At 42.5% G+C, this 25,668-nt stretch carries 24 protein-coding genes; 2 read left to right on the plus strand and 22 right to left on the minus strand.

What is annotated here, in order from left to right; all coding sequences use genetic code 11:
* Nucleotides 1-7 precede the first annotated feature (7 nt).
* The 17 genes from O3605_RS02995 to O3605_RS03075 form a co-directional block, all read right to left on the minus strand.
* Complete coding sequence (locus O3605_RS02995) at nucleotides 8-700, minus strand: methionine ABC transporter permease (protein ID WP_003008487.1); 693 nt, start codon at nucleotides 698-700, stop codon at nucleotides 8-10.
* Nucleotides 697-1,764, minus strand: a complete 1,068-nt coding sequence (locus O3605_RS03000; protein ID WP_371585235.1) for a methionine ABC transporter ATP-binding protein — start codon at nucleotides 1,762-1,764, stop codon at nucleotides 697-699. The genes O3605_RS02995 and O3605_RS03000 overlap by 4 nt, the downstream gene beginning before the upstream one ends.
* Nucleotides 1,757-3,130: a M20/M25/M40 family metallo-hydrolase gene (locus tag O3605_RS03005; protein ID WP_371585236.1), complete on the minus strand. Its 1,374-nt coding sequence runs from the start codon at nucleotides 3,128-3,130 to the stop codon at nucleotides 1,757-1,759. The genes O3605_RS03000 and O3605_RS03005 overlap by 8 nt, the downstream gene beginning before the upstream one ends.
* Before the next feature lie 72 nt (nucleotides 3,131-3,202).
* The gene (locus O3605_RS03010) at nucleotides 3,203-4,066 is read right to left on the minus strand and encodes a MetQ/NlpA family ABC transporter substrate-binding protein (RefSeq protein ID WP_371585237.1); all 864 of its coding nucleotides are present in this window, start codon (nucleotides 4,064-4,066) and stop codon (nucleotides 3,203-3,205) included.
* A 24-nt stretch (nucleotides 4,067-4,090) separates the two neighbouring features.
* Entirely contained in the window at nucleotides 4,091-4,918 is an 828-nt protein-coding gene (locus O3605_RS03015) for an amino acid ABC transporter substrate-binding protein (protein WP_049487953.1), read from the minus strand.
* Nucleotides 4,919-5,038: 120 nt separating this feature from the next.
* The gene (locus tag O3605_RS03020; RefSeq protein ID WP_338323909.1) at nucleotides 5,039-6,184 is read right to left on the minus strand and encodes an amidohydrolase; all 1,146 of its coding nucleotides are present in this window, start codon (nucleotides 6,182-6,184) and stop codon (nucleotides 5,039-5,041) included.
* 145 nt (nucleotides 6,185-6,329) lie between these two features.
* On the minus strand, nucleotides 6,330-7,418 hold the full coding sequence (locus tag O3605_RS03025; RefSeq protein WP_241672492.1) for a DUF4352 domain-containing protein: 1,089 nt from the start codon (nucleotides 7,416-7,418) through the stop codon (nucleotides 6,330-6,332).
* A gap of 143 nt (nucleotides 7,419-7,561) precedes the next feature.
* Nucleotides 7,562-8,473, minus strand: a complete 912-nt coding sequence (locus O3605_RS03030; protein ID WP_049497773.1) for a DMT family transporter — start codon at nucleotides 8,471-8,473, stop codon at nucleotides 7,562-7,564.
* A 95-nt stretch (nucleotides 8,474-8,568) separates the two neighbouring features.
* Nucleotides 8,569-9,612 (minus strand): 2,3-butanediol dehydrogenase, encoded by a 1,044-nt coding sequence (locus tag O3605_RS03035; RefSeq protein ID WP_049497772.1) that lies wholly within the window; start codon nucleotides 9,610-9,612, stop codon nucleotides 8,569-8,571.
* 134 nt (nucleotides 9,613-9,746) lie between these two features.
* Nucleotides 9,747-10,130 (minus strand): hypothetical protein, encoded by a 384-nt coding sequence (locus O3605_RS03040; protein WP_049497771.1) that lies wholly within the window; start codon nucleotides 10,128-10,130, stop codon nucleotides 9,747-9,749.
* Nucleotides 10,130-10,768, minus strand: coding sequence for a TetR/AcrR family transcriptional regulator (locus tag O3605_RS03045; RefSeq protein ID WP_049497770.1), 639 nt, complete (start codon nucleotides 10,766-10,768; stop codon nucleotides 10,130-10,132). Before O3605_RS03045 ends, O3605_RS03040 begins: the two co-directional genes overlap by 1 nt.
* Before the next feature lie 338 nt (nucleotides 10,769-11,106).
* A complete protein-coding gene (gatB, locus tag O3605_RS03050; protein ID WP_049497769.1) occupies nucleotides 11,107-12,552 on the minus strand; it encodes an Asp-tRNA(Asn)/Glu-tRNA(Gln) amidotransferase subunit GatB in 1,446 nt (481 codons plus the stop codon).
* A complete protein-coding gene (gene gatA / locus O3605_RS03055) occupies nucleotides 12,552-14,018 on the minus strand; it encodes an Asp-tRNA(Asn)/Glu-tRNA(Gln) amidotransferase subunit GatA (protein WP_049497768.1) in 1,467 nt (488 codons plus the stop codon). Before gatA ends, gatB begins: the two co-directional genes overlap by 1 nt.
* A complete protein-coding gene (gene gatC / locus O3605_RS03060; RefSeq protein WP_002884769.1) occupies nucleotides 14,018-14,320 on the minus strand; it encodes an Asp-tRNA(Asn)/Glu-tRNA(Gln) amidotransferase subunit GatC in 303 nt (100 codons plus the stop codon). The genes gatA and gatC overlap by 1 nt, the downstream gene beginning before the upstream one ends.
* 132 nt (nucleotides 14,321-14,452) lie before the next feature.
* Nucleotides 14,453-15,025 carry a cysteine hydrolase family protein gene (locus tag O3605_RS03065; protein ID WP_049497767.1) on the minus strand — a complete coding sequence of 191 codons (573 nt, stop codon included), beginning with the start codon at nucleotides 15,023-15,025 and terminating at the stop codon, nucleotides 14,453-14,455.
* Nucleotides 15,025-15,813: a GTP-sensing pleiotropic transcriptional regulator CodY gene (gene codY, locus O3605_RS03070; protein ID WP_024054997.1), complete on the minus strand. Its 789-nt coding sequence runs from the start codon at nucleotides 15,811-15,813 to the stop codon at nucleotides 15,025-15,027. The genes O3605_RS03065 and codY overlap by 1 nt, the downstream gene beginning before the upstream one ends.
* A gap of 188 nt (nucleotides 15,814-16,001) precedes the next feature.
* Nucleotides 16,002-17,216 (minus strand): pyridoxal phosphate-dependent aminotransferase, encoded by a 1,215-nt coding sequence (locus O3605_RS03075; RefSeq protein ID WP_021153766.1) that lies wholly within the window; start codon nucleotides 17,214-17,216, stop codon nucleotides 16,002-16,004.
* 208 nt (nucleotides 17,217-17,424) lie between these two features.
* Here O3605_RS03075 and O3605_RS03080 point away from each other — a divergent pair, with 208 nt between their 5' ends.
* On the plus strand, nucleotides 17,425-17,877 hold the full coding sequence (locus O3605_RS03080) for a universal stress protein (RefSeq protein ID WP_003008541.1): 453 nt from the start codon (nucleotides 17,425-17,427) through the stop codon (nucleotides 17,875-17,877).
* A 467-nt stretch (nucleotides 17,878-18,344) separates the two neighbouring features.
* Here O3605_RS03080 and O3605_RS03085 read toward each other — a convergent pair whose 3' ends face one another.
* Nucleotides 18,345-19,745, minus strand: coding sequence for a Cof-type HAD-IIB family hydrolase (locus O3605_RS03085; protein WP_371585238.1), 1,401 nt, complete (start codon nucleotides 19,743-19,745; stop codon nucleotides 18,345-18,347).
* Nucleotides 19,746-19,807: 62 nt separating this feature from the next.
* Here O3605_RS03085 and O3605_RS03090 point away from each other — a divergent pair, with 62 nt between their 5' ends.
* Nucleotides 19,808-20,770 carry an asparaginase gene (locus O3605_RS03090; RefSeq protein WP_371585239.1) on the plus strand — a complete coding sequence of 321 codons (963 nt, stop codon included), beginning with the start codon at nucleotides 19,808-19,810 and terminating at the stop codon, nucleotides 20,768-20,770.
* A gap of 198 nt (nucleotides 20,771-20,968) precedes the next feature.
* Here the strand turns inward: O3605_RS03090 and recG are convergent, their stop codons facing one another.
* The 4 genes from recG to O3605_RS03110 form a co-directional block, all read right to left on the minus strand.
* On the minus strand, nucleotides 20,969-22,984 hold the full coding sequence (gene recG / locus O3605_RS03095; RefSeq protein WP_371585240.1) for an ATP-dependent DNA helicase RecG: 2,016 nt from the start codon (nucleotides 22,982-22,984) through the stop codon (nucleotides 20,969-20,971).
* A 60-nt stretch (nucleotides 22,985-23,044) separates the two neighbouring features.
* On the minus strand, nucleotides 23,045-24,157 hold the full coding sequence (gene alr, locus O3605_RS03100; protein WP_371585241.1) for an alanine racemase: 1,113 nt from the start codon (nucleotides 24,155-24,157) through the stop codon (nucleotides 23,045-23,047).
* Nucleotides 24,144-24,509, minus strand: a complete 366-nt coding sequence (gene acpS, locus O3605_RS03105; RefSeq protein WP_049515909.1) for a holo-ACP synthase — start codon at nucleotides 24,507-24,509, stop codon at nucleotides 24,144-24,146. Before acpS ends, alr begins: the two co-directional genes overlap by 14 nt.
* 86 nt (nucleotides 24,510-24,595) lie before the next feature.
* The gene (locus O3605_RS03110; protein WP_371585242.1) at nucleotides 24,596-25,624 is read right to left on the minus strand and encodes a 3-deoxy-7-phosphoheptulonate synthase; all 1,029 of its coding nucleotides are present in this window, start codon (nucleotides 25,622-25,624) and stop codon (nucleotides 24,596-24,598) included.
* Nucleotides 25,625-25,668 lie beyond the last annotated feature (44 nt).

A 25,668-nucleotide genomic window follows, 5' to 3' on the forward strand; every position in this document is an offset into this window, starting at 1 on the left:
ACTGATCCTAACGGTGGCTAATTTTCTTCGAAAGGAAGTCCCCGATAAATTGGACTAGAACGATAAGAATCAGGATCAATAAGGTCGCCACAAAGATGACATCATTGTTAAACATGTTTTTCCCGTAGTTAATGGCTAAGGTTCCTAATCCTCCAGCACCAACAGCACCCGCCATGGCGGTTTCGCCGATCAAGGAAATGATGGTCACTGTTGTCACACGGATCAAATCAGGAAGCCCTTCACGAAGGTAGACACCAACAATATCCCAGAAGGTTGCCCCACTAGCTTGCGCTGCTTCAATCACACCTCCATCCAATTCGGACAAGACCACTTGGACTTGGCGGGCAAAGAATGGAAAGACAGCCAAAGACAGCGGAACAAGGGCTGCTGTAGGACCGATGGTATTTTTCAAGAGCAAGTAGGTCAAAGGATTAATAAAGGCCAACAAGATAATGAAAGGAATAGCGCGGAACAAGGAAGTAATCTTATCCAAAATTTGGAAAACGATTCTATTTTCGATGACACCACCTGGACGGGTCAAGACTAACAAAAGCCCTGTCACCAAACCTAAAAATCCACCAATAATGAAGGAAATAACGGTCATGTAAAGAGTCAAGTAAATAGCGGTTCCCCATCCATACTGGCCAGACCACCCTAATTTATAGACATTTGGTAAATATGTTTGAATTAACTGGATCATGCTTTTCTCCCATCTTTCACAATAGTCACGGAAACTCCTGCGTTTTCTAACTCAGCTTTGGCCGTTTCCAGATTTTGATTTTCACCTGATAAGATGACCACCAATTCTCCAACAGGCGTGTTATCAAGGATCTCGATGTTCCCAAATAAAATGTTGGCGGATACTTGGTACTGCTTGTAAATATCATTGATGATAGCTGTATCTGTCACAGAACCCGCATACTTGAGATGCGCTAGAACCGAATCATCTGGTAAGTTCTTAACAATCGCTTGTTGGTTGATTTTCACCATGGCTTCATCGATTCCTGTTGCAACCGTGATAAAGTCTTGCGTCAAAGCATTTTTCGGATTCGAGAAGATATCTAAAACAGACCCTTCTTCAATCAGTTCGCCATTTTGCATGACAGCTACCCGATTGGCAATATCTTTAACAATTTGCATCTCATGGGTGATCAAGACAATGGTTAAACCAAGTTTTTTGTTTAACTCTTGCAACAAAGCTAGAATTTGTTTGGTCGTCTTTGGATCCAAGGCTGAAGTTGACTCATCTGAGATCAAAATCTTTGGATCGTTGGCAAGGGCACGCGCAATCGCTACCCGTTGCTTTTGACCACCAGACAATTGTGCTGGGTAATTTTCTGCACGGTCAGATAGACCAACCAAATCCAACAATTTCGCCACTTTCTCATTCTTTTGTTCTTTGTTCAATTTAGAATGTTTAAGAGCAAATGCTACATTTTCTGCGACAGTCATTTGAGCCATCAAGTTGAAGTGTTGGAAAATCATTCCGATATCCCGACGTTTCTCCCGAAGGGTAGCCGGTTTTAGGGTCACCTGATCTTGATAAATCACATCCCCATCCACAGTAATGGTTCCGGCGCTAGGCACTTGCAAGAGATTGATCACCCGAACCAAGGTCGATTTCCCGGCTCCAGAATACCCTACAATCCCATAAATATCACCTTCATTAATATGAATGGTCACATCTTTGACAGCTTGGATCTGACGTTTCTTTTGCTGGAAGGTCACATCAATGTGGTCCAGCTGAATCATTACTTTACTCATAACTTGCTATTAACTCCTTTATCAATTCAATATGGGTGTAATAATCGGCGATTTTCACATTTTCGTCGCCCCCATGATCACGGCTATTGGCATTGCCAATTCCAAAGGCTGCCATCGGTACCTGCAAAGCCTCAAATACCGTATGCATTGGCCCTGTCCCCGCTGTTGTTGGAAGAACAGAAACTCCTTCTCTATAGAAATCTTTGGCCAACCGAATGACATTTAAAATCGATGGGGCACTCATATCACTTCGGTAACTCATTTCACCGAGAGTATAGACCAATTCGACCTGATCATAGCCATTTTTCTTCAATTGTTGCCTGATCTTTTCTAAGACATCCTTGGGATCCAGTCCAGGAACCAAGCGCACCTCCATCTTGGCACGCGCCCCTGCCGGAAGAATCGTTTTGACACCTTGGCCTTGGTAACCAGAGCCAAAACCTTCAATATTCAAGGCTGGTTCAAAATAGAAACGGCGCAGGAATTCTTTTCGATCTTCCTTCAAGATTGGAAGGGTTAGACCATAGGTTTCCGCTACATCTTCTGGTCCTTTGTTGGCATATTGCTCAATCAAAGCTAGCTCGCGTTCATTGGGTTCTTGGATCTGATCATAAATCCCATCCACCAAGATTCGGCCTTCTTTGTCACGAAGACTGGCGATGGCATTTAACAAATACCAAGAAGCAGAGTCTACCACACCGCCATAGCTGGAATGAATATCCACTTCTGCACTCTTCACCACCATATCAAAGGTGACGATCCCCTTGCTACCACCGGAAATTTCCAACTGACCCTGATTATTTCGGATACCTTGTTCCCAGACTAAGAGGTCTGCCCCACGCAAGTGTTTCTTGTGTTTGGCCAAGTATTTATCCAAGTCAGTCGATGCAGACTCCTCTGCCCCTTCAATAATAAAGGTAATATTGACTGGCAAATCGCCACTTTCACGAATGTATTTTCGAAGAGCTGTGAGACGAGCTGTGATATGCCCCTTGTCATCATCAACCCCTCGACCGTACATGGTCCCGTAATGAACTGATAAGGTGAAGGGATCTCCCGTCCAAGGTTGGTCTCCATCAGCTGGTACCGTATCATAGTGGTTATAAAAAATGATGGTTTTGGCTTCAGGATTTGGCGAGAAAAATTTGGCAATTACAAAAGGTGCTGTATAGCTATCATCAACTTCGACTTTGGCTCCTGCAGCTGTAAAAATTTCCCCCAAATAGTTGGCTACTTCCTTGAGACCAACTTGTTGGGCAAAGATGGATTTTTTTGAAATCAAGGTTCGTAACACTTCAAAATAGTGTTGTGCGACCTCATCATTTTCAAATTTACGGATTTGTTCCGCTTCTGTTGCAAAAGGCATGCATTCCTCCTAATACACGATAAGAGGTAGAGAATTGCTTCTCCACCTCCTTCATACACTTGAGATCGAATCTTAAAAGACTGGTTGGTCCATTCCTTCTGAAGATTCTTCGATCACTTTCTTCACATTGTCTTTGTGATAGGCTTTGATGATTTCTTTAATTGCTTTTGCTTTATCAGATTTTTCCCAATCTTTCTTAGCAGCAATCAAGTTGTACCATTGTTTTGAGTTGTTGTCTTTCTTTTCAACATAGATAGCTTTTTTGAAATCAACGCCTGCTTCACGAACGAAGGTATTGTTGATGACTGCAGCATCTACTGATGGAAGAGCAGATGGTGTTTGTGAAGCATCCAATTCAGAGATCTTCAAATCTTTTGGATTTTCTTTGATATTTGACACGTTAGCCAATTGTCCATCCTTAGTATCCAATTTAATCAAACCTGCTGATTGCAAGACATACAAGGCACGGCTTTCATTTGTTGGGTCATTTGGTACAGCAATTGTTCCACCTTTAGGAATTTCTTTAATTGAAGTGTATTTGTTTTTACCGTTTTCTGTACCAGAGTAAAGACGGATTGGAGCGATGTACGTATCTGCTACTGCAACAAGGGCATTGTCGTTTTTAGAGTTCCAGTTATCAAGGAAGTTGTAGTGTTGGAAAGCATTGATATCCACGCTACCATCTTTTACAGCCACGTTTGGTTGTGAGTAGTCTGTAAATTGAGTGAATTCCAATTTGATTCCTGTTTTAGCGTCATCCAAGTTCTTTTGAACTTGATCCCAACGAGCTTTTTCAGTGTCACTCAAAGTCATGACACCTACTTTTACAGTTGTTTCACCATCTTTGCTAGATGATTTTGAAGAACCACATGATGCAAGAGCAAATGTTGCAATAGCTGCAAGAGCTGTTAAACCAAGAATTTTTTTCAATTTCATTTTGAAGTTTCCTTTAATTAAATATTATTCTTTAATATCTTTTGCTTCTGGTAGATAAGTTCCACCAAAGTATTTTTTAGACAGTTTTTCAAGGGTTCCATTGTCATAGAGTTCCTTGATACGTTTGTTGACAAATTTTTGAAGATCTTTATCTTCCTTTGCAATAATTGGATACACATAAGGTTGTTGATCGCTTGGAAGCTCGATAACCTTCAGGTTGTCATAGCCTTGATCACGAATGATGGTATCCACTGAGATCCGTTCGAAAATCTTGTAATCTGTACGACCATCCGCTAGATTAGCCATGATGGTTTGAATGGTTCCATCTGTGTATTGCAAGTCAGTTGGATTATCTGAATGTTTTTTATTGTAATCTTCTAATTGTTTAGCAGTAGATGTTCCTTGAACAACTTCTGTTTTCTTACCACCCAAGTCATCCAAAGATTTAATAGAAGAATCTTTTGGTACGACCAATACTAATGGATTGCGAGCATATGGATTTGGATAGAGGTATTTTTCTTCCCGCTCTTTTGAGTAGCTAATGTTGTTGGCACCGATTTGGAAACGGTCACTATCTAAGCCAGCAAAGACGGAAGACCACTCTGTTTTGTTAAAGTTTACTTCATATTTGTCTGAGCCTTTGAAGATTTCACGCAAAACTTCGATTTCATAACCGGTTAGCTTGCCGTCTTTTTCTTCGTAAGAGAATGGTTTGGTTGTTCCAACAGTCCCAACTTCAATGGTTTTCTTACCACTGGCTGATTTACCAGATGAACATGCTACTAAAGCACTGGTTGCAAGGACTGCAACTAATCCTAAAGCAGAATACTTAATCACTTTTTTTAGATTCATAGGATCTCCTTATTCGTTTCAGGCACATAAAACGCCATTTTAAAAGTATTTTTTAATTTTATCAAAAAAGCATTTACTTGCCTAATATATATTTTTTATGGAGGTGATAGTTTTTCTTTATCACACTTCTTTGGCCTTAAAATATCGCAATAAAGCTTGCGCATTTTCAACATAATAGGGAACCGATACCTCAAAGGCTGCATCATCGATGGTCATGTGATCATGATGGAGGTCTGGCGCATCCGGCTCTCCATTCGAACCGATAAAGGCAAAGACTCCAGGAATTCGCTCTTGGTAAAAGGCGAAGTCTTCTCCAGCAGTAGAAGGATTTGCTGGAATCACTTCAGCCAAACCTTGTGAAGCTTCCCAAACCACCTGCGTCAATTCCTCATCATTAAAGGTAACGGGCGGGGTCACACCCCACTCAAAAGCCACATCTACTTCCAGACTTTCTGCAATGTGTCGAATGATAGAAATAAAATGTGCCTTCAAGTCTCTTTGCACACTCGGATTAAAGGAACGAATGGTTCCTTCAAAATAGCCTGATTTTGGAAGCACATTCCAGGTTGAGCCCACATCCAGGTGCGTAATGGACAAAACAGCTGTTTCAAAGGGAGAAACGGTCCGTGAAATTAATAATTGTACATTCTGAACCATGGTTGTGACAGCCGTTACAGTGTCAACTCCCAAATCTGGTCTCGCAGCATGGCTACTGACCCCTGTCACGGTAACCTTGAATTTCTCAACCCCTGCCATCATAGCTCCAGCATTCAAAGCAAGTTGCCCTGCTTTTAGCTGGGGAATGTTGTGAAAACCAATAATTCCTTGAACATCCTCCAACAGTCCTGTTGCCAAAACATCAGAAGCACCTTCTGAGATTTCTTCTGCTGGCTGAAAGATCAAGCGTACGGTTCCTTCAAGCTGGTCTTCTTTTTCCTTGAGAAGAGCTGCTGCTCCCAGAAGACTGGTTTGATGAAAATCATGGCCACAGGCATGCATGACTCCTGGATTCTGACTTTGGTAGGGCAGATTCGTTTGTTCCAAAATCGGAAGGGCATCGATATCTGCTCGAAGTGCCACCACCGGTTGGCCGGACCCAATTTCTGCAATCAGACCAGTTTTTAGTCCACTCTCTAAAATACGAATCCCCAACTCTTCTAAACGCTCTTTTAGAAAGGCGGTTGTCTGGTATTCTTGACCAGACAATTCTGGGTGTTGGTGGATATAGTGGCGAATCTCTGCTAACTCTTCATAAGAAAAAGACACAAGCCTTCATCTCCTTTCGAACTTAAAATTATTTTATCACTAATAGGTGTTTCCGTCTAATTCCTGTTTCTTGGATTTTGATATAGTTTATAGCTATAGACAAAAACACTCCTAGATTCATGTCCTAGGAGTGCCAACTTTAGCATTAAGAAAGATTTCCCTCGAATTTTTCCATAAAGCTATCACTATTGTAGGCTTTTTCTACTTCCCATTTGCCATCTTTCTTAACAAAGGTCAACTGGTAGTCGTATCGATCCGGCGTCGTCAAGGGGCGATCTGCAAGAGAAGCCATCATTTCCTCTCTATAGGCTTTGTTTTGAGCCTGGTTCGCTTCGATGATCCCTGGATAGTCTTTTCGATGTTCCTGATAGAAGGTCTGCATGTGGTTTAAGATCGTCTTTTCCATGCTGACTGTCTCAGGATTTAGACTAATGACCACCTTGTCCGGGAGATATTGTTTAACCTTATAGGTTAATTTCGCACGCTTAGCATTTTCTTTTTCATAAGCATCGATAAACTGGGTCACTTCTTCTTCAGGGAATTGGTAATCATGCAATTGACGAGTAAAATCAGCCGCAAATTTCGCACGGAAATCACTGCGTTCCTTTTTCAAATCAGTTCCCAAAACAAAAGCGTCATCCTTTTTGACCTTTCGTTGGCCACTGAAGTAAACTTGATTGATGTATTCATCTGCTAGAATAGTGGAAGCTTCCACCTTATCCTCATACTGAGAAGAATCCACCGCAAATTTTAAAGGTTTGGATTTTTTATCAGAGCTATAGGTTTTTCGTTCATACTGCACTTCATATTTTTTGCCTTTTTCGACTGGAAAAACGATATAGCCGGTTAATTTTTTATCCTGGGCCAACTGATCACTCTTGAGCAATTGGAAGGCTTCACTGTGGTCATAAATTCCTGACTGCAATTTGACCTTGTTATTATCCGCATCGTAAATGGTGATATCTGAATCTGACACGTTGATAGATTCTTTGGCAACATTTTTAAATTCTAATTGAAGGGCTAAATAGGTTCCGTCTTCTGAGTCATTGAGGACAGGTGGTTTGATGTATTGCCCTCCTTTTAAACTCACCTCGACTTGACCGTCAGATGCAGAGCTTTTCGCTGCTTTTTCTGTCTTTGCTTGCTGCGAATTGGTCTTTTGAGCACCAGTCCCACAAGCCGCTAAACTCAAAGTCGCCACAGCAAATAGGGCCCATTTGAAAATCTTTTTCATCCTCATCTCCTTAAAAAAAGTTTTTTCTATTCTAACATCTTTTTCTAGCTATGTATACGCTATATAGTGATAACTCTCCCCTATCATAAAAAGGCCAAGACTTTCGTCTCAACCTTTTAACTGAAAAATAATTGATCTTGGTTTTACAAGATTCCTTTTTCTTTTTGAATCATGAGATCCTTGAGGGAAATCAAGAGGACCGCAAGGAGGATCATAGCCATCCCTATAAAATCAATGGCAAAGAAATGTTCATTCATAATGGCAAAGGCAAAGAATACAGCTGAAATAGGCTCAATAGCTGCAAGAAGGCTACCTTTGACCGGTCCAATCAGAGTTGTCCCTTTCAAAAAGACCGTATAGGCAAATATGGTCCCAATCACCACTAAGCCAACTAAGCCCATTAGATTATCCATGCTATATTGGCCATGAAAAAGTCTTCTTCCTGTGAAGGGAATCATCACAAGTCCTGGAATGAGCATACCGATACCAATCACCAACATACTTCCCCATTTTTGAATTAACTGAATAGGCAGAATGATGTAGAGGGCATAGGCAAAGGCAGAAACAAGTCCCCAAGCTAGCCCTTTAGGAGTGATTGCCAATTGATTGAGTTGACCATGGGTTGCAATGAGAAAGGTCCCTGCGATGGCTAAGACCATCGAAATGATTTCAGATACCGTCGGAGCTACCCGGTCTTTGATACAAGAGTAGGCCAAGACACCTACTGGACAAAGATATTGCAAAACAGTTGCAGTACCTGCATTAGTCGCATCAATCGCTTCTAGATAAGTCAATTGGGTCATTAACAAACCTAAAAATGCAAATAAAAGCAAGGGGATGTATGACGAGCGGTCTGTTAGAAAGGATTTAACTTTTTTCTTATCCGATAAATAAGCTAGGAGTAAAAGAACTGCTCCCGAAATAATTAAGCGAATCGTTGTCAACCCAATTGCTGTAAATCCATGAACCATCAGGTACTGGCCGCAAGCTCCTGATAAGCCCCAAGCAATCCCGGCAATCAAGGTCATGAGCGTCCCTTTCATCGTCTTTGACATAGTCCCCTCCCAAATCTGTTCCTTACTTTTATTGTATCATAAAAGGCCGAAACTACACGTTTCAGCCTTACTTTATTTCATATAAATTTATCCGCTTATTCAGGTTGAACCAAGATCTTGATTTGGGATTTATCTTGTGTTAATTCAACAAATCCTTCTTCAACGATATTTTCCAATTTGATTTTCTTAGTAACCAATTTTTCAGCAGAGAAGTAGCCTTGTTCCATCAATTCCAAGACTTTAGGGAAGATGTGGCGGTAGGCAATAATTCCTTTGAGGGATTTTTCTTGAATAGCGAATTCATTTGGATTGATGCTAGCTTCACGTTCCCAGATAGATACAACCATACATTCCCCAGCTTTATGAACGGCTGCAAGGGCTTGGCCTAAAACAACTGGGACCCCAGTAACTTCATAAGAAACATCTGCTCCCCCACCTGTTAAACGATGGATGGCTTCGACGATCGTTTCTCCTTCTTCTGGGTGCACAACGATTGCTCCCAATTCTTCTGCTTTCGCTTGGCGTTCAGGAGACAATTCAACCGCATAGATTTTTGATGCTCCTGCTGCACGAAGGGCTTCAACGATCAAAAGACCAATTGGGCCTAAACCAAAGATAACTGCTGTATCTCCAGCTTTCAAAGCAGATTGACGGACTGCATACACAGCAACAGCAGCAGGTTCTGTAAGAGCGGCTTGTTCAAAGCTCAAGCTATCTGGAATCACATGGACAAGATCACCATCAAGAACACAATATTTAGCAAAACCACCATCTGCAGCAAGACCAACAAAGTTCAAGTTTGGATCGAGGTTATAGTCACCAATTAAGTTGTGCTTTGCAAGAATTGGTTCGATAGTGACACGATCGCCAACTTTGACACGAGTCACATCACTTCCGACTTCTACAATCTCACCAGAGAATTCATGTCCCAAAGTAACCGGTGCTTTTTGACCAGAATAAACATGTTCTTCTGTTGGAATGAAGATCGGACCATCCAAATATTCATGCAAGTCCGTACCACAGATCCCTGTGAACTTAACTGCCACCTTTACTTGATGTGGTTGTACTTCAGGTACTTCCACCTCTTCGATACGAACGTCTTTTGCTGCATGCCAGCGTGCTGCTTTCATAGTAGCCATAGGATGGTCTCCTTGTTTTCATGATTTTTAGTTTTCTTTTCAGGAATCTTTATATACCACATTGTAAACGTTTTCTTTTTACTTGTCAAGGAAAAACTGAAGATGAAAAAGAGCAGTCCTTTGACTACTCCTTCTTATTCCTTTTTAATTCGTGAAGTCTCTATTCTCCAGCCCACCATCCAACCAAGGACGAGGAGATAATTTTCAAGTGCACCGATCCCATTGACCGACAGATGATAGTGAAAATAACTGAAGAGATGATTAGTACCGATCCCAAGCCCACCTAGGATCAAAGCCAATAGAACCGTCCGAAGATAAAACCAATCGTATTTAAGATTGACAGCAATGATAATCACAAGAACTGCCACATTCCAAATCCCAATCTCTCGTTGCCAACCGACAGAAATACCATATCCCGAATGACTTCCCATATAAGATGGAAAGAACAGCTGGAAGACAATCGCTCCAGACATAGCGATGATAAGTAGGATAAATAAGAATCTCAATAGCCGATTCATCATCTTCCTCCTTTAAGAAAAAACTGATTAATCTCTTGACACTTGTTTTCTGTTAAAACAGGAACACCGCTACTATTTAAATAAAATGCAATATAGTCTAATTTTTGTGAGAATGAGATCATTTCTTCACCTGATATAGTTGGATCAAGCCACACATCAATTAATAGAGATAGTGTTGTAGCTGTCTCTAAAGGATATTTACAAGAAAACTCGCCCTTCTCATTTCCTTGATGAATGATTATTCCTACATATTTGGAAAGAACATTTACCGTATTTTTTAAAGAAAACAACAAGCCGAACGGTATCTTTTGTGCCCAGTCAATGCCCGTAAGTTGTTTCATATTCTCATTGCCTATTAAATAATCAACTAATTGTAATAGGCGGTCTGTTGATGAAACTCCTTCGTTCTTTGACAATTCTTCTAGAAAAGTTGAGAGGGCAATCGTTTCTTTTTCCATTAAGAGTTGTAGAATCTCTTCTTTACTTTTGAAGTGATAGTAAACAGCCCCTTTTGACAATCCTGTCACTGTTACTAAATCAGCCATCGTTGTTTCTTTATAGCCTTTATTTGAAAAAAAGGACAAGGCTGCTTGAATAATTTGATCTTTACTTCTTTTTGATTTTATTTCTTGTTTCAAGTAACTTACCTCCTTAAAAACAGACTATCGGTCTGTTTTTAATTTTATTAAATTTAGAAGACTTTGTCAATTAAATTCCATTTTTGATTCCCTCTGAAAAAGTAAAAACAGACACTAAAAGGTGCCTGTTAGAATGTAAACATATACTGAAACTTTCCGCCGTGAGAAAAGTGCCTGAAACAATTATGTTTCAGGCACTCGGGAGTTTTGAAACTTTAGGTTCAAAACTAAGTCATGGAACTTCCTCGAAGTTCGCTGACGTCCGAACTCACTTAAGGAAAGTTTCTAAGATGTCTTTATCATGCATCTGACAGATACTTCCTAGTAACTGTTATTTTTTATTCACTATCTTTCAACTTCGCCAATTCTTGGGCAAGTAACTTGAGGGCTACTTGTGGGTTGGCTTGGCCTTTGGTTGCTTTCATAAGGAAGCCGGTAAAGGCCTTGTCCGCATTCCGCTTACCTGACTTGAAGTCAGCTACGGCTGCTTCATTATCTGCAAAGACTTGGTGGATGATTGGGATTAAGACTTCAGGATCTGAAATCTGTACCAATCCAGCTTTTTCGACGTATTCACGCGCACCGCCACCATTTTTCGCCAAGTGAACGAAGACTTTCTTGGCAATCTTAGAAGAGATGGTTCCATCTTCGATGATGGCAATCATTTCCACCAAGTTTTCTGGTGTCAATTGGATTTCTTCCAGTGTTTTGCCTTCTGCATTCAAGAATTGTGCGACTTCCCCTTGGAGCCAGTTAGATACTTGCTTGGCATCTCCACCAAGGGCTACGGCTGCTTCAAAGAAGTCAGAAGTGACTTTCGTCGCTGTCAATTGGTTGGCATCATAGTCAGACAAGCCAAGCTCTGCCACATAGCGAGCACGACGGTCTTTTGGAAACTCTGGCAACTCCGTACGCATTTCTTCGATCCACTCATCTGAGATGTCAAACAATGGAAGGTCTGGTTCTGGGAAGTAACGGTAATCCGCTGCTCCTTCTTTGACACGCATAAGAATCGTGCTCTTATTCGCTTCATCATAACGACGTGTTTCTTGACGAATGACACCACCTGAACGCAAGATCTTCGCTTGACGCTCCACTTCGTATTCAAGACCTTTACGGACGTTTGAGAAAGAGTTCAAGTTCTTCAACTCCGTCTTGGTACCAAACTCCTCTTGACCGTATGGGCGAAGGGAAATGTTGGCATCCACACGCATAGATCCTTCTTCCATCTTGACGTCTGAAATACCAGTGTACTGGATAACTTCTTTCAATGCTGTCAAATAAGCGTAGGCTTCTTCTGGGGAACGCATATCTGCTTCAGATACGATTTCGATCAATGGCACCCCTTGACGGTTGAGGTCTACGTAAGAGAATCCATCTGTTCCGTGGGTGTTTTTACCGGCATCTTCTTCCAAGTGGGCCCGTTCAATCCCGATTTTCTTAGTTGAGCCGTCTTCCAATTGCACTTCAATCCAACCGTTGTATCCGATTGGCTCGTCAAATTGCGAAATTTGGTAGGCCTTTGGATTATCAGGGTAGAAATAGTTCTTACGGTCAAAGTGCATGTGCTGATGGATATCCATATTCAAGGCCAAAGCAGCCTTGATACCAGCATCCACAACACCCTTGTTCAAGACAGGAAGCACCCCTGGGAAAGACCAGTCAATCACATTAGTGTTAGCATTTTGCTCATTCCCAAAGTGGGCAGAGGTTGGTGAGAAAATTTTTGAGTTTGTATTCAATTCAACGTGGACTTCAAGTCCGATGACTGTTTCAAAGTTCATTAATTGTCACCTCCGAAAATAAGGGGTTGTTGCTTGTGGTAATCCGTCGTTGCTTCAAAGGCAGCTGCAGCTTGGTAGATGGTTTCTTCAGAATACTTCGGACCAATCAACTGCAAACCAACCGGAAGACCTTGCGCAAAACCTGCAGGAATCGAAATCCCTGGAAGACCTGCCAAGTTGACAGGAATGGTCAAGAGGTCAGCCAAGTACATGGCAACCGGATCATGGTTGAGTGAATCCAAATCAAAGGCTACGCTAGGAGCTGTTGGACCAAGGATAAGGTCATAATCTGCAAAGACTTTTTCGAAGTCTTGGATAATAAGGGTACGGACTTGGCCAGCTTTCTTGTAGTAAGCATCGTAGTAACCAGATGACAAACTAAAGGTACCAAGCATGATCCGGCGTTTGACCTCATCACCAAAGCCTTGACTACGAGTGTTCACGTAGATATCATCCAAGTTTTTAGCATCTTCCGCACGGAAACCATAGCGAATACCGTCGAAACGTTGCAAGTTTGAAGAAGCTTCAGATGAAGCGATGATGTAGTAAACAGCAACCCCGTATTTAGAATGAGGCAAGCTAACTTCTTCGACAGTTGCTCCCAATTTTTCAAAGTGTTTCGCCGCATTAAGGATGGTTTCTTTGACTTCTGGGTCAATCCCTTCACCGAGGTATTCCTTAGGAAGGGCAATCTTCATACCTTTGATGTCTTGACCAATCTTAGAAGTAAAATCGGCTACGCGTACTGGTGCAGATGTTGAATCCTTGGCATCTTCACTAGCAATAACATTAAGCAATTGGGCATTTTCCTTGACTGTTGGTGCAAACGGTCCAATTTGGTCAAGTGAGCTACCAAAGGCAATGAGACCAAAACGGGAAACCGTTCCATAAGTTGGTTTGAGACCAACAATCCCGTTAAAAGCAGCCGGTTGACGGATAGAACCACCTGTATCTGAACCAAGGGACAAACGGACTTGACCTGAAGCGACAGCTGCAGCAGATCCGCTAGATGAACCACCAGGCACCTTGCTGTGGTCCCAAGCATTCTTGGTTGGTCCATAATATGAAGTTTCACCAGATCCACCCATGGCGAATTCATCCATGTTGGTCTTCCCGATGACAATCATATCTTTGGCTTTGGCATTGGCAACCGCTGTCGCATCAAAGATGGGCTCGTAGTTATAGAGCATTTTTGAAGCCGCAGTGGTCAAGATGCAATCTGTTGAGATATTGTCTTTGACAGCAAGTGGAATCCCTGACAAGAGGTTGTCTGCATCGATTCCTTTTTCATCAATAGCCTTGGCTTGTGCAAGGGCCGCTTCTTCAGCCACCGTTACAAAGGCATTGACTGCTTCTTCACGCGCCTTGATATCGTCAAGCGTCGCTTGTGTCAATTCCGTTGCTGAAATTTCCTTAGAGACAAGGAGGTCGTGCAACTCTTCAATGGTTTTATGGTTGAATGACATTAGGCATCTCCTCCATCTTCTAGGATAGCTGGTACCTTGATGTAATAGTTATCTTTTTCAGGTACATTTTTAAACAAGCGGTCACGGTCCGTCCCTTTTTCAGCAACATCCGGACGCAATACGGTCTTGCGATCCGCCATGGTCGTTGTTGGGGCAACACCGGTTGTGTCCACTTCTTCCAACAATTCCACCATGTCGACAATTTTAGACAAGGTTGTCGCAAACTCAGCTGTCTCTTCTGGAGAGAATTTCAATTTTGAAAGATTGGCAACGTGGGTTACCTCTTCTTGCGTAATTTTCATCTTGCTTCCTTTCGTGAAATGATAATTTCCAATACCTTCTATTTTATCATAATTTTAGCTTTTCATGTTGCATCAAAATAAGAAAAAGAGATGAGACTAATTGAGAACTGCACTCAACTAATTCCATACTCTTTATTTATTTTCACTTAAAGTTTTATCTACCAAGCTTGCCCCTAAGACATGCTTGAAATGATTCAAGGCAAACTGATGATTTTCAGGAGTAAGCGATGCTACTGCAGGTTCCACGACTTCGATCTGATAGCCGAGGTTGTAGGCATCAACCGCTGTATGAAGGACACAGATATCAGTCAAGACACCTGTCAAAATAACTGTATCTACATGACGTTCCCGCAGGCGGATATCTAGGTCCGTTCCTGAAAAAGCAGAATAATGACGCTTGTCCATCCAAAAGACGCGTGGATCCGCTTTGTGCTCCCGATAAAAATTTGCTAAAGGGCCGTACAAATCCCGTCCGCTGGTCCCAATGATATTATGAGGTGGGAAGAGCTTGCTTTCAGGATGAAATGGATCCTCTACATCATGCGCATCAATGGCAAAAAAGACATAGGCTCCTTGGTCAAAGGCCAATTGGGTCACCTGAGCAATTGTCTCAGAAATGGCTTGTGCAGGAGCACCTGCCGTAAGCTTACCATCATCTGCTACGAAATCGACAGTGTAGTCAATTGAAATCAAGGCTTTAGTCATTAGTAATCTCTTTTCTTAATTTCCTCAAAGATATCTGGAATCAACACCTTGAGATAGGTTCCCTTCATTCCAAGAGAACGGCTTTCAATAATACCAGCTGACTCCAATTTCCGGAGTGCATTGACAATCACAGAGCGAGTAATGCCAATCCGATCCGCGATGATAGAAGCAGTCAACTGTCCCTCATTTCCTTTCAATTCACTAAGGATGGCAGAAACAGCCCGCAACTCCGAGTAAGACAAGGTATTGACAGCCATATTCACCGCTGTCCGACGACGAATATTCTTCTCGTCTTCCTCGCGTTGGTAGTTCAACATTTGAATTCCTACCACGGTACTCGCAATCTCAACCAAGATCAAATCATCATCCGCAAACTGTTTATCATTGCGCCAAATGATCAAGGAACCCAACCGAATCCCAGAAACATGAATAGGCGCAATGGTGGTCAAGCCATCAGGAAATTCAGACTTGGTTTCGACCGGAAAGATACTCAAATCATGGTCCACATCTAAATTAGCTTCTGTATCGTAGACTAAACTAGCTGCCTTGGCATAATCTTCTGGTAATTTTTTATTTTGAAAGAAAGCTTCTACCCGGTCATTGTTGGTCTTGTAACGCATGAAATAACCAAGAAGGGTTCCCTTGCTATTAATGATACAGGCATTACAGTGGATAATATCCGCTAATTGCTGGGCAATATCATTATAAGGCATCTCGAACTGCAACTGTTCATCAGTCCGTTTCAAGATGGATGTAATTTTACGTGTCTTTTCTAATAAGTTTGCCATAATAAACCTCGCATATAGTCAGCTCAAGTATATCATATAAGTGTGGGAATTTCAATCAAATTATCTGAAAATTATTTATTTTTTCTACAATTATGCGCAATTCAGAAAAATGTCGTTTCGATGACATGGATTTTATAAAATGAATCAAAAAAAAGATCGAAGACTTTTCTCTTCAATCCTTTAACTAATTAGCGTTTGTATTGTTTCAAGAAACGAGTCATTTTTTCTTGAATTTGAGCCAATTCATCCACACGTGGGAGGTAAACGATCCGGAAGTGATCTGGATCTTTCCAGTTAAAGCCACGGCCATGAACCAAAAGAATCTTTTCTTGCTTCAAAAATTCTAATACAAATTGTTCATCGTCATCCACGCGGTACATATCCCGATCAATCTTAGGGAAGATATAGAGACCAGCCTTTGGCTTAACAGCTGAGAGGCCTGGAATATCATTGATAGCTTTGTAGATAAAGTTCCGTTGTTCGTAGATTCGACCACCTGGAAGCAAGAGTTCATCCACAGATTGGTAGCCTCCAAGAGAGGTTTGCACAACATGTTGAGATAAAACATTTGAACAAAGACGCATATTGGACAACATGTTCAAGCCTTCGATATAGCCCTTCACATGGTGCTTTGGTCCGGATAGAACCATCCAACCAACACGGAAACCGGCAATCCGGTGAGATTTTGACAAGCCATTCATACTTACACAGAAGAGATCAGGCGCTAAGCTTGCAATAGCCGTGTGTTTTTCCCCATCCATGACCAAACGATCGTAGATTTCATCTGCGAAGATAATCAAGTTATTTTGTCGAGCGATCTCTACAATCTCAAGTAGGATCTCATCTGGATAGAGGGCACCTGTTGGGTTATTCGGGTTGATGACAACGATAGCTTTAGTGTTTGAGGTGATTTTCGACTTGATATCTTCAATATCTGGATACCAGTTTGCTTCTTCATCACAAAGATAGTGAACGGCATTCCCACCAGCTAGGCTGACGGCTGCTGTCCAAAGAGGATAGTCCGGCATGGGAACCAAGACCTCATCCCCATTGTCCAAAAGTCCTTGCATGGACATGACGATCAGCTCACTCACTCCATTCCCAAGGTAAATATCATCAATATCCACATTTGGAATTTTTTTCAACTGGCAGTACTGCATGATTGCTTTGCGGGCTGAAAAAATCCCTTTTGAGTCTGAATAGCCTTCACTATCACGCGCATTCATGATCAAATCATGGATGACTTCATCTGGAGCTGTAAAGCCAAATTCAGCAGGATTCCCCGTATTCAAACGTAGAATTTTTTCTCCATTTGCTCGCATGCGCATGGCTTCTTCCAAGACTGGACCACGAATATCGTAAGCGACATGTTCGAGTTTGCTTGATTTATTATATTCCTTCATATTCTGCCTCGATTCACGAAATTATCTCTATTATACCACTAGTTCAAATAGAGTACAAACCGAGGACTTTAAAAATTCTGCAAAAATATAGCAGAAAAGCGAGACTTTACCTTTACATTCTAGCTCAAAAGAGATAAAATATAAGTGTATAAAGAATAGGATTCCCTTCTATTCTATCCATGTTTTCAAGCTATAAGGAGGTAGGATTATGTCTCAAAAATACGAAAACATTATGGTCGCTGTCGACGGTTCTCATGAAGCAGAATTAGCCTTTGAAAAAGGGGTTAACGTTTCTCTTCGCAACGGCTCTAAATTGACTATTGCCCACGTCATCGATACCCGTGCCCTTCAAAGCGTCTCAACTTTTGATGCTGAGGTCTACGAAGAATTGCAAGAAGAAGCAAATGAATTGCTCAAAGGCTACAAGGAACGTGCTGAAAAAGTCGGCGTTCAAAATGTTGTGACTGTTGTAGAAATGGGAAATCCAAAAGTCCTCTTAGCCAATGATATCCCAAGTAAGGAAGGGGTTGACCTTATTATGGTCGGGGCTACCGGACTCAATGCCTTCGAACGGTTAATGGTCGGATCCTCCTCAGAATATATCCTTCGCCACGCCAAAGTAGACTTACTAGTGGTACGTGATAAGGATAAAACCATGTAAGAAAGAAAAAGTTTGAAACAAAGGTTCCAAACTTTTTGAATGTAGACAAACTATTGTTTTACATAAAACAGCTAGATGATTTTCAAAAAATGACTTTTATTTTTTGAAGATAAAAAACTTTCCGCCGTGAGAAAAGTGCTAGAAACGCTATTGTTTCTAGCACTCGGGAGTTTTGAGAGTAAAACAGTTCGGGGAACTGTTTTAGCCTGAGCCTAAAAATTGAAAAGCGAAGGGGTTCAAAACTAATTGAACACGGGCTGCGGATTGTGTCAAAAAGATAAGTTCTCCTAAAATCGAAAGATTCTGCGTCAAACTTCCTATTTTGACTTTATCCGCAGACGCCCTTTGTATCTTAATAAGTCATGGAACTTCGTAGAAGTTCGCTGACGTCCGTACTCACCTAAGGAAAGTTTTTCAGAAGACTTTATCTTCAATCTGAAAGTTTGGAACTTCTGTTCCAAACTTTTTTAGTTGTCTTTTTTTGCTTCTTTTTGTTTTGCATGTTTTTCGTAGGCCTTGAGCTGGCGATCGAGTTCTTTTTTGATGGCTGGTTCTGGGGCGTATTTTTCTTCCCAATCATCTGGCTTCAGAATTTTGTGGGTTACTGGATCAAAGTGCGCCTTTCCATCTGGGAAAATCTTGCCCATATTGGCCCGGTGAACAATCTCAAAGACCTCTTCAGGATCGACCCCCATTAGTACAAAGCTACCATAAGTCAAATAGAGAGTATCAATCAAGGCATCAACCTGCCCTACCATGGAGATCTCAGCTGGATGCTTGCTCCGAACCTTATCTGCAGCCTTATCCAAGGATTGGTGAAGAGCTGCTACCGAGCGGTCAAATTCTTCCTCACTTGTGCTAGCTGCTCGGACAAATTCTACCAACTCCTCTTGCTTGAACATGGTTCGATAAAGGGCGTCTTGAGGTTGCCAAACAACTGGTTTCTCCTGGGTTTCTCCATCCATCACACCATGGAAGGTTTTGACCTTATTGAAGTGATCATCCTTAGAAAGAAAGAGTTCTTTCTCTGAGAGAATACCAAAGTGTTGCAGGGCCTTTTGGATGCCATCCTTGCCATTACTAGTCGTGGTATGCTTGGCAATTGCCTTGACACTGGTCGTCCCATTTCCCATCGCAATGGACAAGCCAACACCTGACAGCATCTCTAAGTCATTATCAGAATCTCCAAAAGCCATCACTTCATCGATGTCAAAGCCAAATTCCTGACCGACGATGCGGATCCCTTCTAGTTTGGAAATGCCTGGGTTGAGGACGTCTGCTGCAAAAGGACTAGAACGTGTGAATTTCAGATCCGGAAACTCTTTTTCAATTTTTGCAGTCTCTTCTGGACTCGATAAGATCAACACTTGGTAGATTGGTTCTTGCGCTAGTGCATAGAGGGTGTCCTGATCTTGTGGGACGATCTTGCTGACCACTTTGTTAAATCCACGACTGACTGTACGGGCCATTTTGCGGGGCACAAAACGACTGGACCAGGTTGAAAGAGGACTCATTCCAAAACTCATGATCCGAGAACCAAATACCCCATCCTTGGTACCGAGAGCAATTTCCTTACGGTGTTCCCGAGCATAGTCAATTAGTTGGTGCAGGCTCTTTTTATCGATTGGACTGGTAAACAGCACGCGGTCCTTGGTCAAAATATACTGACCATTATAGGTCACGGCAAAATCAAAACCATAGCGTTCCATAAACGGTTTGACAAAGGCCGGTCCCCGACCTGTCGCAAGGCCTACATAGATCCCTTCTTCCTTTAAAGACTGAATAGCTTTTTCTGTTGATTTGAGGACCGCTCGACTATCATTCACCAAGGTTCCATCGATATCAAAAAAGACTGCTTTTATTTCCATGTCTACTGTTTCTTTCTTTTTATGATAAAATAAATTATATCACATATTCCAAGGAGCTTCACATGTTTAAGAAAATTTTAGCACTACATACCGGAGGAACCATTTCGATGGCGGCAGATGACTCTGGGGCAGTGATTACTAATGAAGTCAATCCCATGACCCAAGTCACTTCACCAATTGAAGGAATTGCAGTCACCTCAGAGGACTTCTTCAACCTTCCCAGCCCTCAAATGACCCCCCGTCACATGTTAGCTCTATATCAAAAAATCAAAGAGGAAGCTCACAACTACGACGGCATCGTTATTACCCACGGGACAGATACGCTGGAAGAAACGGCTTATTTCTTGGATACCATGGAGTTACCAGAGATCGCTGTGGTCATTACAGGAGCTATGCGAAGCTCCAACGAGCTAGGAAGCGATGGCGTCTACAATTTTCTGACAGCCCTTCGAGTAGCTGCCGATCCAAAAGCACGCGATAAAGGCGTCTTAGTCGTCATGAACGATGAAATTCATGCGGCTAAGTACGTCACCAAAACCCATACCACCAATGTCAGCACCTTTCAGACACCAACCCACGGTCCACTAGGTTTGGTCATGAAAAAGGAAATCCTCTTCTTTAAAACAGCCGAGCCAAGGGTGCGCTTTGATCTTGATACCATCGATGGTTTCGTTCCGATCATTGCTACCTATGCAGGGATGAAAACTGATCTGCTGGACATGCTGGATCTTTCAAGGCTGGATGGCCTCATTATCGAAGCCTTTGGAGCAGGAAACATCCCTAAAGAAACGGCACATAAACTCCAAGAATTCATGGATGCAGGCCTTCCAATCGCTTTAGTATCCCGTTGCTTCAATGGAATCGCTGAACCCGTCTACGCATATGAAGGAGGAGGCGTCCAACTCCATCAAGCAGGTGTCTTTTTCATCAAAGAATTAAATGCCCCCAAAGCGCGCATCAAACTCCTCATCGCCCTCAATGCCGGCCTAAAAGGACAAGAACTCAAAGACTATATCGAAGGGTAAAATAAGATACAAAGGGCGTAGCGGATACAGTCAAAATAGGGAATACGACGAAGAATCCAAAAGATTCTAGGAGGATTCATCTTTTTGACACAATCCGCAGCCCGTGTTCAATTAATAAGATACAAAGCCCGTAAAATACAATCTTAAAGGGAGTAGAGTGGAATCCAAAGAATTTCCACTCTACTCCCTTTTTATATTTTAGTCTAAATGTTCTTTCTTTTCTAAGTAAAGCGAGAGCAAATGCCAATCGGGGTGTTCCCGCCAATTTGGCGTGGCTACAATCTGGCTGGCGACTTTCCGCGCTTCTTCCAGAATGGGATAATCTTCTACCAAATCAGCCACTTGAAATTCTGGAATCCCAGATTGACGGGTTCCAAAGATTTCACCTGAACCCCGCATTTTCAAATCTTCTTCCGCTAGAAAAAACCCATTGGTCGTCTCTGTCATGATTTTCATGCGCTGCTTGCCACTATCTGTCTTAGGATTGGCTACTAGAATAGCATAGGATTGCTTGCTTCCCCGACCAACCCGGCCTCGAAGCTGGTGAAGTTGGCTAAGACCAAACCGATCTGCATCCATAATGACCATAACGGTCGCATTGGGCACGTTGACTCCTACTTCAATAACGGTCGTAGACACCAAAACATCGACTTGGTGCTCTTTAAAGGACTGCATGATAGCATCTTTTTCTTCACTTTTCATCTTCCCATGAAGAAGAGAAACGCGTGCTCGCTGTCCAAAGAAGGTCTCTAGCTCTTCTTTGAGGGCAAGGGCGTTTTTCAAATCTAGCGCCTCTGACTCCTCAATCAATGGAGAAATAAAGTAGGCTTGAGAACCTTTGCCAAGTTCTTTGACTAACCAGTCGAGGACCACTTCTAACTGCTCATGCTTGACCCAACGTGTGATGATTTCCTTGCGTCCCGCAGGCATCTGATCAATGATGGACACATCCATATCTCCAAAGGCTGTAATAGCCAAGGTCCGGGGAATAGGGGTAGCCGTCATCATCAGGACGTCTGGATTTTGTCCCTTTTCTCGAAGAATACGACGTTGGGAAACCCCAAAGCGATGCTGTTCATCAATAATGACCAAGCCTAGATCTTGGTAGTGAACTCCCTCTTGAATCAAGGCATGTGTCCCCACAATCAATTGGGCTTTTCCTGAGGCGATCTCTTCTAAGACTTCTCGTTTCTCAGCCGCCTTTAATCCTCCTGTTAGAAGGGCAATTGGCAAATCTGGAAAAAGATTTTGCAAGCTTTCCTTGTGTTGCTCTGCCAAAATCTCCGTTGGAACCATCAAGGCAGCTTGCTTCCCAGCGCTTAAGGCTGCATACATAGCAAGACCGGCCACGACTGTCTTCCCGCTTCCCACATCCCCTTGTAAGAGGCGGTTCATATGATAAGGAGAGGCCATATCTGTCAAGATTTCATTCAGGCTGTTTTCTTGAGCTTGCGTTAGCTCAAAAGGAAGCTGTTTTTTTCGTTCTGCTAATTTTTCTGGATTCCAGGCCAAGGAAATCCCTTGGCTGGCATCGTGATTTTCTTCTTTTAGCACTTGGAGTTGCAGCTGGAAAAAGAGGAGCTCTTCAAATTTTACCCGGCGAAGGGCTTGCTTGTACTCTGCCAGATCCTTAGGAAAATGCATAGCTTGCACTGCTTGGGAACGAGACATAAGTTGATAACGATCCCGCAAGACTTGGGGTACATTCTCTTCTAAAAGCTGGTCCAAACCCTGGTCAAACGCTATTTTGATCAATTTCACCAGGCTGTTTTGGCTGACTCCTTGCGTCACTCGATAGACCGGTTGCAAATCATCTTCCACTTGAGCCAGGAGTTTCATCCCTGTCAAACTGCCTTTGGCCTTGTCCCATTTCCCAAAAATCGCCACTGTCTGCTGAACCTCAATTTTGTCTGCTAGATAGGGTTGGTTGAAAAAATTAACCGCAATGACCTGGTCTCCCTGTTTGATCGAAAAACGCAAGCGATTTCGTTTGTAGCCATAATATTGGACATTGGCTGGTGTTGCTACCACTCCAGAGATGACGGCTTTTTCCCCATCTTCCAACTCTAAAACATTGCGCGTTTTGAAGTCTTCATAACGAAAGGGGAAATACAAGAGTAAATCTTCTAAGGTTTCAATCCCTAACTTTTTAAATTTTTCCGCCGATTTTGGACCGACTCCAGGCAGTACAGATAAGGGTTGGTGTAGATTCATTTCTCCTCCTTTCTTTTATAAAAAAGCAGGCCTTACCAGGAAAGTCCCACCTGCTTTTTCTTATTGCTGACCTGTATACTCACGCGGAATCCGGTCACTTAAGAGACAGACTACTTCATAATTAATGGTACCACGGTAGTCTGCAATCTCTGTTGCCGTAATTTCTTTCTCGCCGTCTCGGCCAATCAGGGTAACCTTGGTTCCCAGAGATAATTCTTCTGGAAGGCGAACAGTAATCTGGTCCATCGAAACTCGGCCAACAATGGGACAATACTCACCCTTAATCAGCACATGGAAATTTTGCATCTCTCGGATCCAACCATCCGCATAGCCGATAGGAATCGTTCCAATCCATTGGGCATCTTCCGTCGTATAGGTTGCCCCGTAGCCAATATCTTGACCGGCTTCTAACTGTTTGACATGAACTAACTCACTTACTAAACTCAAGGCTGGCTTGATTTCATAAGGCAAGGCTAGCACCGAACCACTTGGATTCAAGCCATACATGACATCTCCCAGACGAACAGCTGTGAAAATCGTATCTGCATGCCACAAAGAGGTGGCTGAATTACTAGCATGAACAATCGGAGGAAGGGTTTCAAGTGCAGCCAATACTTCTTTGAAAAAGTGATATTGCGCTTGAAATTTTCGATCATCTGCTTCATCTGCTGTCGCAAAATGAGTAAAGATTCCCTCAATTTCAGCACCAGCTGCTAAGAGGAGGCGTTCAGCCTCTTTGATCTCTTCGATTCTTCGGAATCCAATCCGCCCCATTCCTGAGTCCACCTTAATATGGACCTTCAATCCTGAAAGATCTGCTTCTTCTCCAAGCAATTGATTCAACCAAGCAAGACTAGCCACCGTTAAGCGGATGTCCTGCTCTTTGGCCAGATTCACTGTTTCACTTGGTACCACTCCCAAAATCAAAATAGGGTGTTGCAAGCCTACCTCACGGATTTCAAGGGCTTCATCCATATTGGAGACACAAAAGCCATCTACTTTAGCTGCCAATTTCTTCGTCACTGCAACGACCCCATGACCATAGGCGTTGGCCTTTACGACTGCATACTTTAAGGTTTGACCCGGAATATGTTCACTGACTTGTTGCACGTTAAAGGCAATGGCATCCAAATCGACTCTTGCAACAGTTGGTCTATGTTTACTTGCTTTCATTTTCTTCCTCCAAAATGACACTGGTCGAGACTAAGTCTCCCTTGTGACTGATCGAAATCCATACCTTCCCAGAAAAAGGAGACTTGGAAAAATAAGGAGCTCCTTGGGCATCATTTAAAATTTCTAAATCTTGAAAACCAACCGGTCCAATCCCTGTTCCCATTGCCTTTGAAAAGGCTTCTTTAGCAGACCATCGGCCCGTTAAATATTCCATTTTCCGCTTTCCGGACAATTCCTCAAAGCGCGCCCGCTCAGCCTCAGTTAAAACTTTTTCTACAAATCGTGCATTCTTTTGATAGGCTTTTTCAATCGCGGTGATCGATTCAATATCGATCCCATGTCCTTTGATCATCTTGTTTTATCCTTATTTGCTGTCTCAATATTTCTTTACTAACAAAAGAGAAGGGGCCAAAGAATCACTCCTTCCGCCCCTGCCTTTTATTTATTCATCGTTGCAATTTCTTTGACCAAGGCCTGTGTTTTTTCCCAACCCAGGCAAGGGTCTGTGATCGATTGACCATAAACCACCGGTTCATTTTGACGGCCATCTTCTAAGTAAGACTCAATCATGAAACCACGAACTAAGGATGCTAAATCTTTATTCCAAGCACGGTTCATCATGGTTTCTCTCACGATGCGTACTTGCTCTTTAAATTGTTTTCCAGAATTATCATGGTTGGTATCCACCAGGATGAAGGGATGTTGCAAGCCCATTTCGCTATAGCGTTTTGATGCTGCTAGCAAATCTTCATAATGGTAATTTGGAATATTCTTACCACTTGCATCCAAACCTCCGCGAAGGATCGCATGGGCCAAAGGATTTCCTGATGTTTCCACTGCTTGGGCATTGAACAAGAAATTTTGGGGATGTTGGGCCGCATAAATCGCATTAAACATGACAGAAAGATTTCCTGATGTTGGATTCTTCATGCCTGTTGGAGCAGAGATCCCACTAGATACAAAGCGGTGCTCCTGGTCTTCAACTGAACGCGCTCCAATGGCATGATAAGAGATCAAATCTTCAACATAAGGAAGAATGCCTGGATAAAGCAATTCATCTGCAGTCGTCAAACCAGTTTCTGTAATCACACGATAGTGAAGATGCCGAACAGCTTTTAAACCATCCACAAAGCTTGGTGCCGCATGTGTATCTGGTTGGTGCATCAAGCCTTTATAGCCATCCCCATTGGTCCGAGGCTTAGCCGTATAGACCCGCATCACAATAAAAATCTGATCTTTCACTTGCTCTTGCAGGTCAGCCAAGCGACGGGCATACTCCATCACCGCTTCTTCATTATCAGAAGAACAAGGCCCGATCACAAGAAGGATCCGTTGGTCTTCTCCTGTGATAATCGCCTCCAACTCTCGGTCACGTGCTTCTTTACGCTCCAAGGCTGAACCTTCCAAACGGTAAAGCGAAGTGATCTCTTGCTCATCAATCTTATTGCTCTTCGTAATGAATACCATACGGCCTCCTTATGCTAGCTAGACCCATCCTCTTTCTATTTCAG

Source organism: Streptococcus sp. 27098_8_99 (assembly GCF_041431935.1).
Taxonomy (GTDB): domain Bacteria; phylum Bacillota; class Bacilli; order Lactobacillales; family Streptococcaceae; genus Streptococcus; species Streptococcus parasanguinis_D.

Coding starts and splice junctions, on each gene's coding strand:
- alr (WP_371585241.1), bottom strand. CDS start 24,157: ATGAAAGCAAGTAAACATAGACCAACTGTTGCAAGAGTCGATTTGGAT.
- acpS (WP_049515909.1), bottom strand. CDS start 24,509: ATGATCAAAGGACATGGGATCGATATTGAATCGATCACCGCGATTGAA.
- O3605_RS02995 (WP_003008487.1), bottom strand. CDS start 700: ATGATCCAGTTAATTCAAACATATTTACCAAATGTCTATAAATTAGGG.
- gatA (WP_049497768.1), bottom strand. CDS start 14,018: ATGTCATTCAACCATAAAACCATTGAAGAGTTGCACGACCTCCTTGTC.
- O3605_RS03080 (WP_003008541.1), top strand. CDS start 17,425: ATGTCTCAAAAATACGAAAACATTATGGTCGCTGTCGACGGTTCTCAT.
- gatB (WP_049497769.1), bottom strand. CDS start 12,552: ATGAACTTTGAAACAGTCATCGGACTTGAAGTCCACGTTGAATTGAAT.
- codY (WP_024054997.1), bottom strand. CDS start 15,813: ATGGCAAACTTATTAGAAAAGACACGTAAAATTACATCCATCTTGAAA.
- O3605_RS03090 (WP_371585239.1), top strand. CDS start 19,808: ATGTTTAAGAAAATTTTAGCACTACATACCGGAGGAACCATTTCGATG.
- O3605_RS03030 (WP_049497773.1), bottom strand. CDS start 8,473: ATGTCAAAGACGATGAAAGGGACGCTCATGACCTTGATTGCCGGGATT.
- O3605_RS03085 (WP_371585238.1), bottom strand. CDS start 19,745: ATGGAAATAAAAGCAGTCTTTTTTGATATCGATGGAACCTTGGTGAAT.
- recG (WP_371585240.1), bottom strand. CDS start 22,984: ATGAATCTACACCAACCCTTATCTGTACTGCCTGGAGTCGGTCCAAAA.
- O3605_RS03075 (WP_021153766.1), bottom strand. CDS start 17,216: ATGAAGGAATATAATAAATCAAGCAAACTCGAACATGTCGCTTACGAT.
- O3605_RS03065 (WP_049497767.1), bottom strand. CDS start 15,025: ATGACTAAAGCCTTGATTTCAATTGACTACACTGTCGATTTCGTAGCA.
- O3605_RS03010 (WP_371585237.1), bottom strand. CDS start 4,066: ATGAAATTGAAAAAAATTCTTGGTTTAACAGCTCTTGCAGCTATTGCA.
- O3605_RS03035 (WP_049497772.1), bottom strand. CDS start 9,612: ATGGCTACTATGAAAGCAGCACGCTGGCATGCAGCAAAAGACGTTCGT.
- O3605_RS03110 (WP_371585242.1), bottom strand. CDS start 25,624: ATGGTATTCATTACGAAGAGCAATAAGATTGATGAGCAAGAGATCACT.
- O3605_RS03005 (WP_371585236.1), bottom strand. CDS start 3,130: ATGCCTTTTGCAACAGAAGCGGAACAAATCCGTAAATTTGAAAATGAT.
- O3605_RS03025 (WP_241672492.1), bottom strand. CDS start 7,418: ATGAAAAAGATTTTCAAATGGGCCCTATTTGCTGTGGCGACTTTGAGT.
- O3605_RS03000 (WP_371585235.1), bottom strand. CDS start 1,764: ATGAGTAAAGTAATGATTCAGCTGGACCACATTGATGTGACCTTCCAG.
- O3605_RS03040 (WP_049497771.1), bottom strand. CDS start 10,130: ATGAATCGGCTATTGAGATTCTTATTTATCCTACTTATCATCGCTATG.
- O3605_RS03015 (WP_049487953.1), bottom strand. CDS start 4,918: ATGAATCTAAAAAAAGTGATTAAGTATTCTGCTTTAGGATTAGTTGCA.
- gatC (WP_002884769.1), bottom strand. CDS start 14,320: ATGAAAATTACGCAAGAAGAGGTAACCCACGTTGCCAATCTTTCAAAA.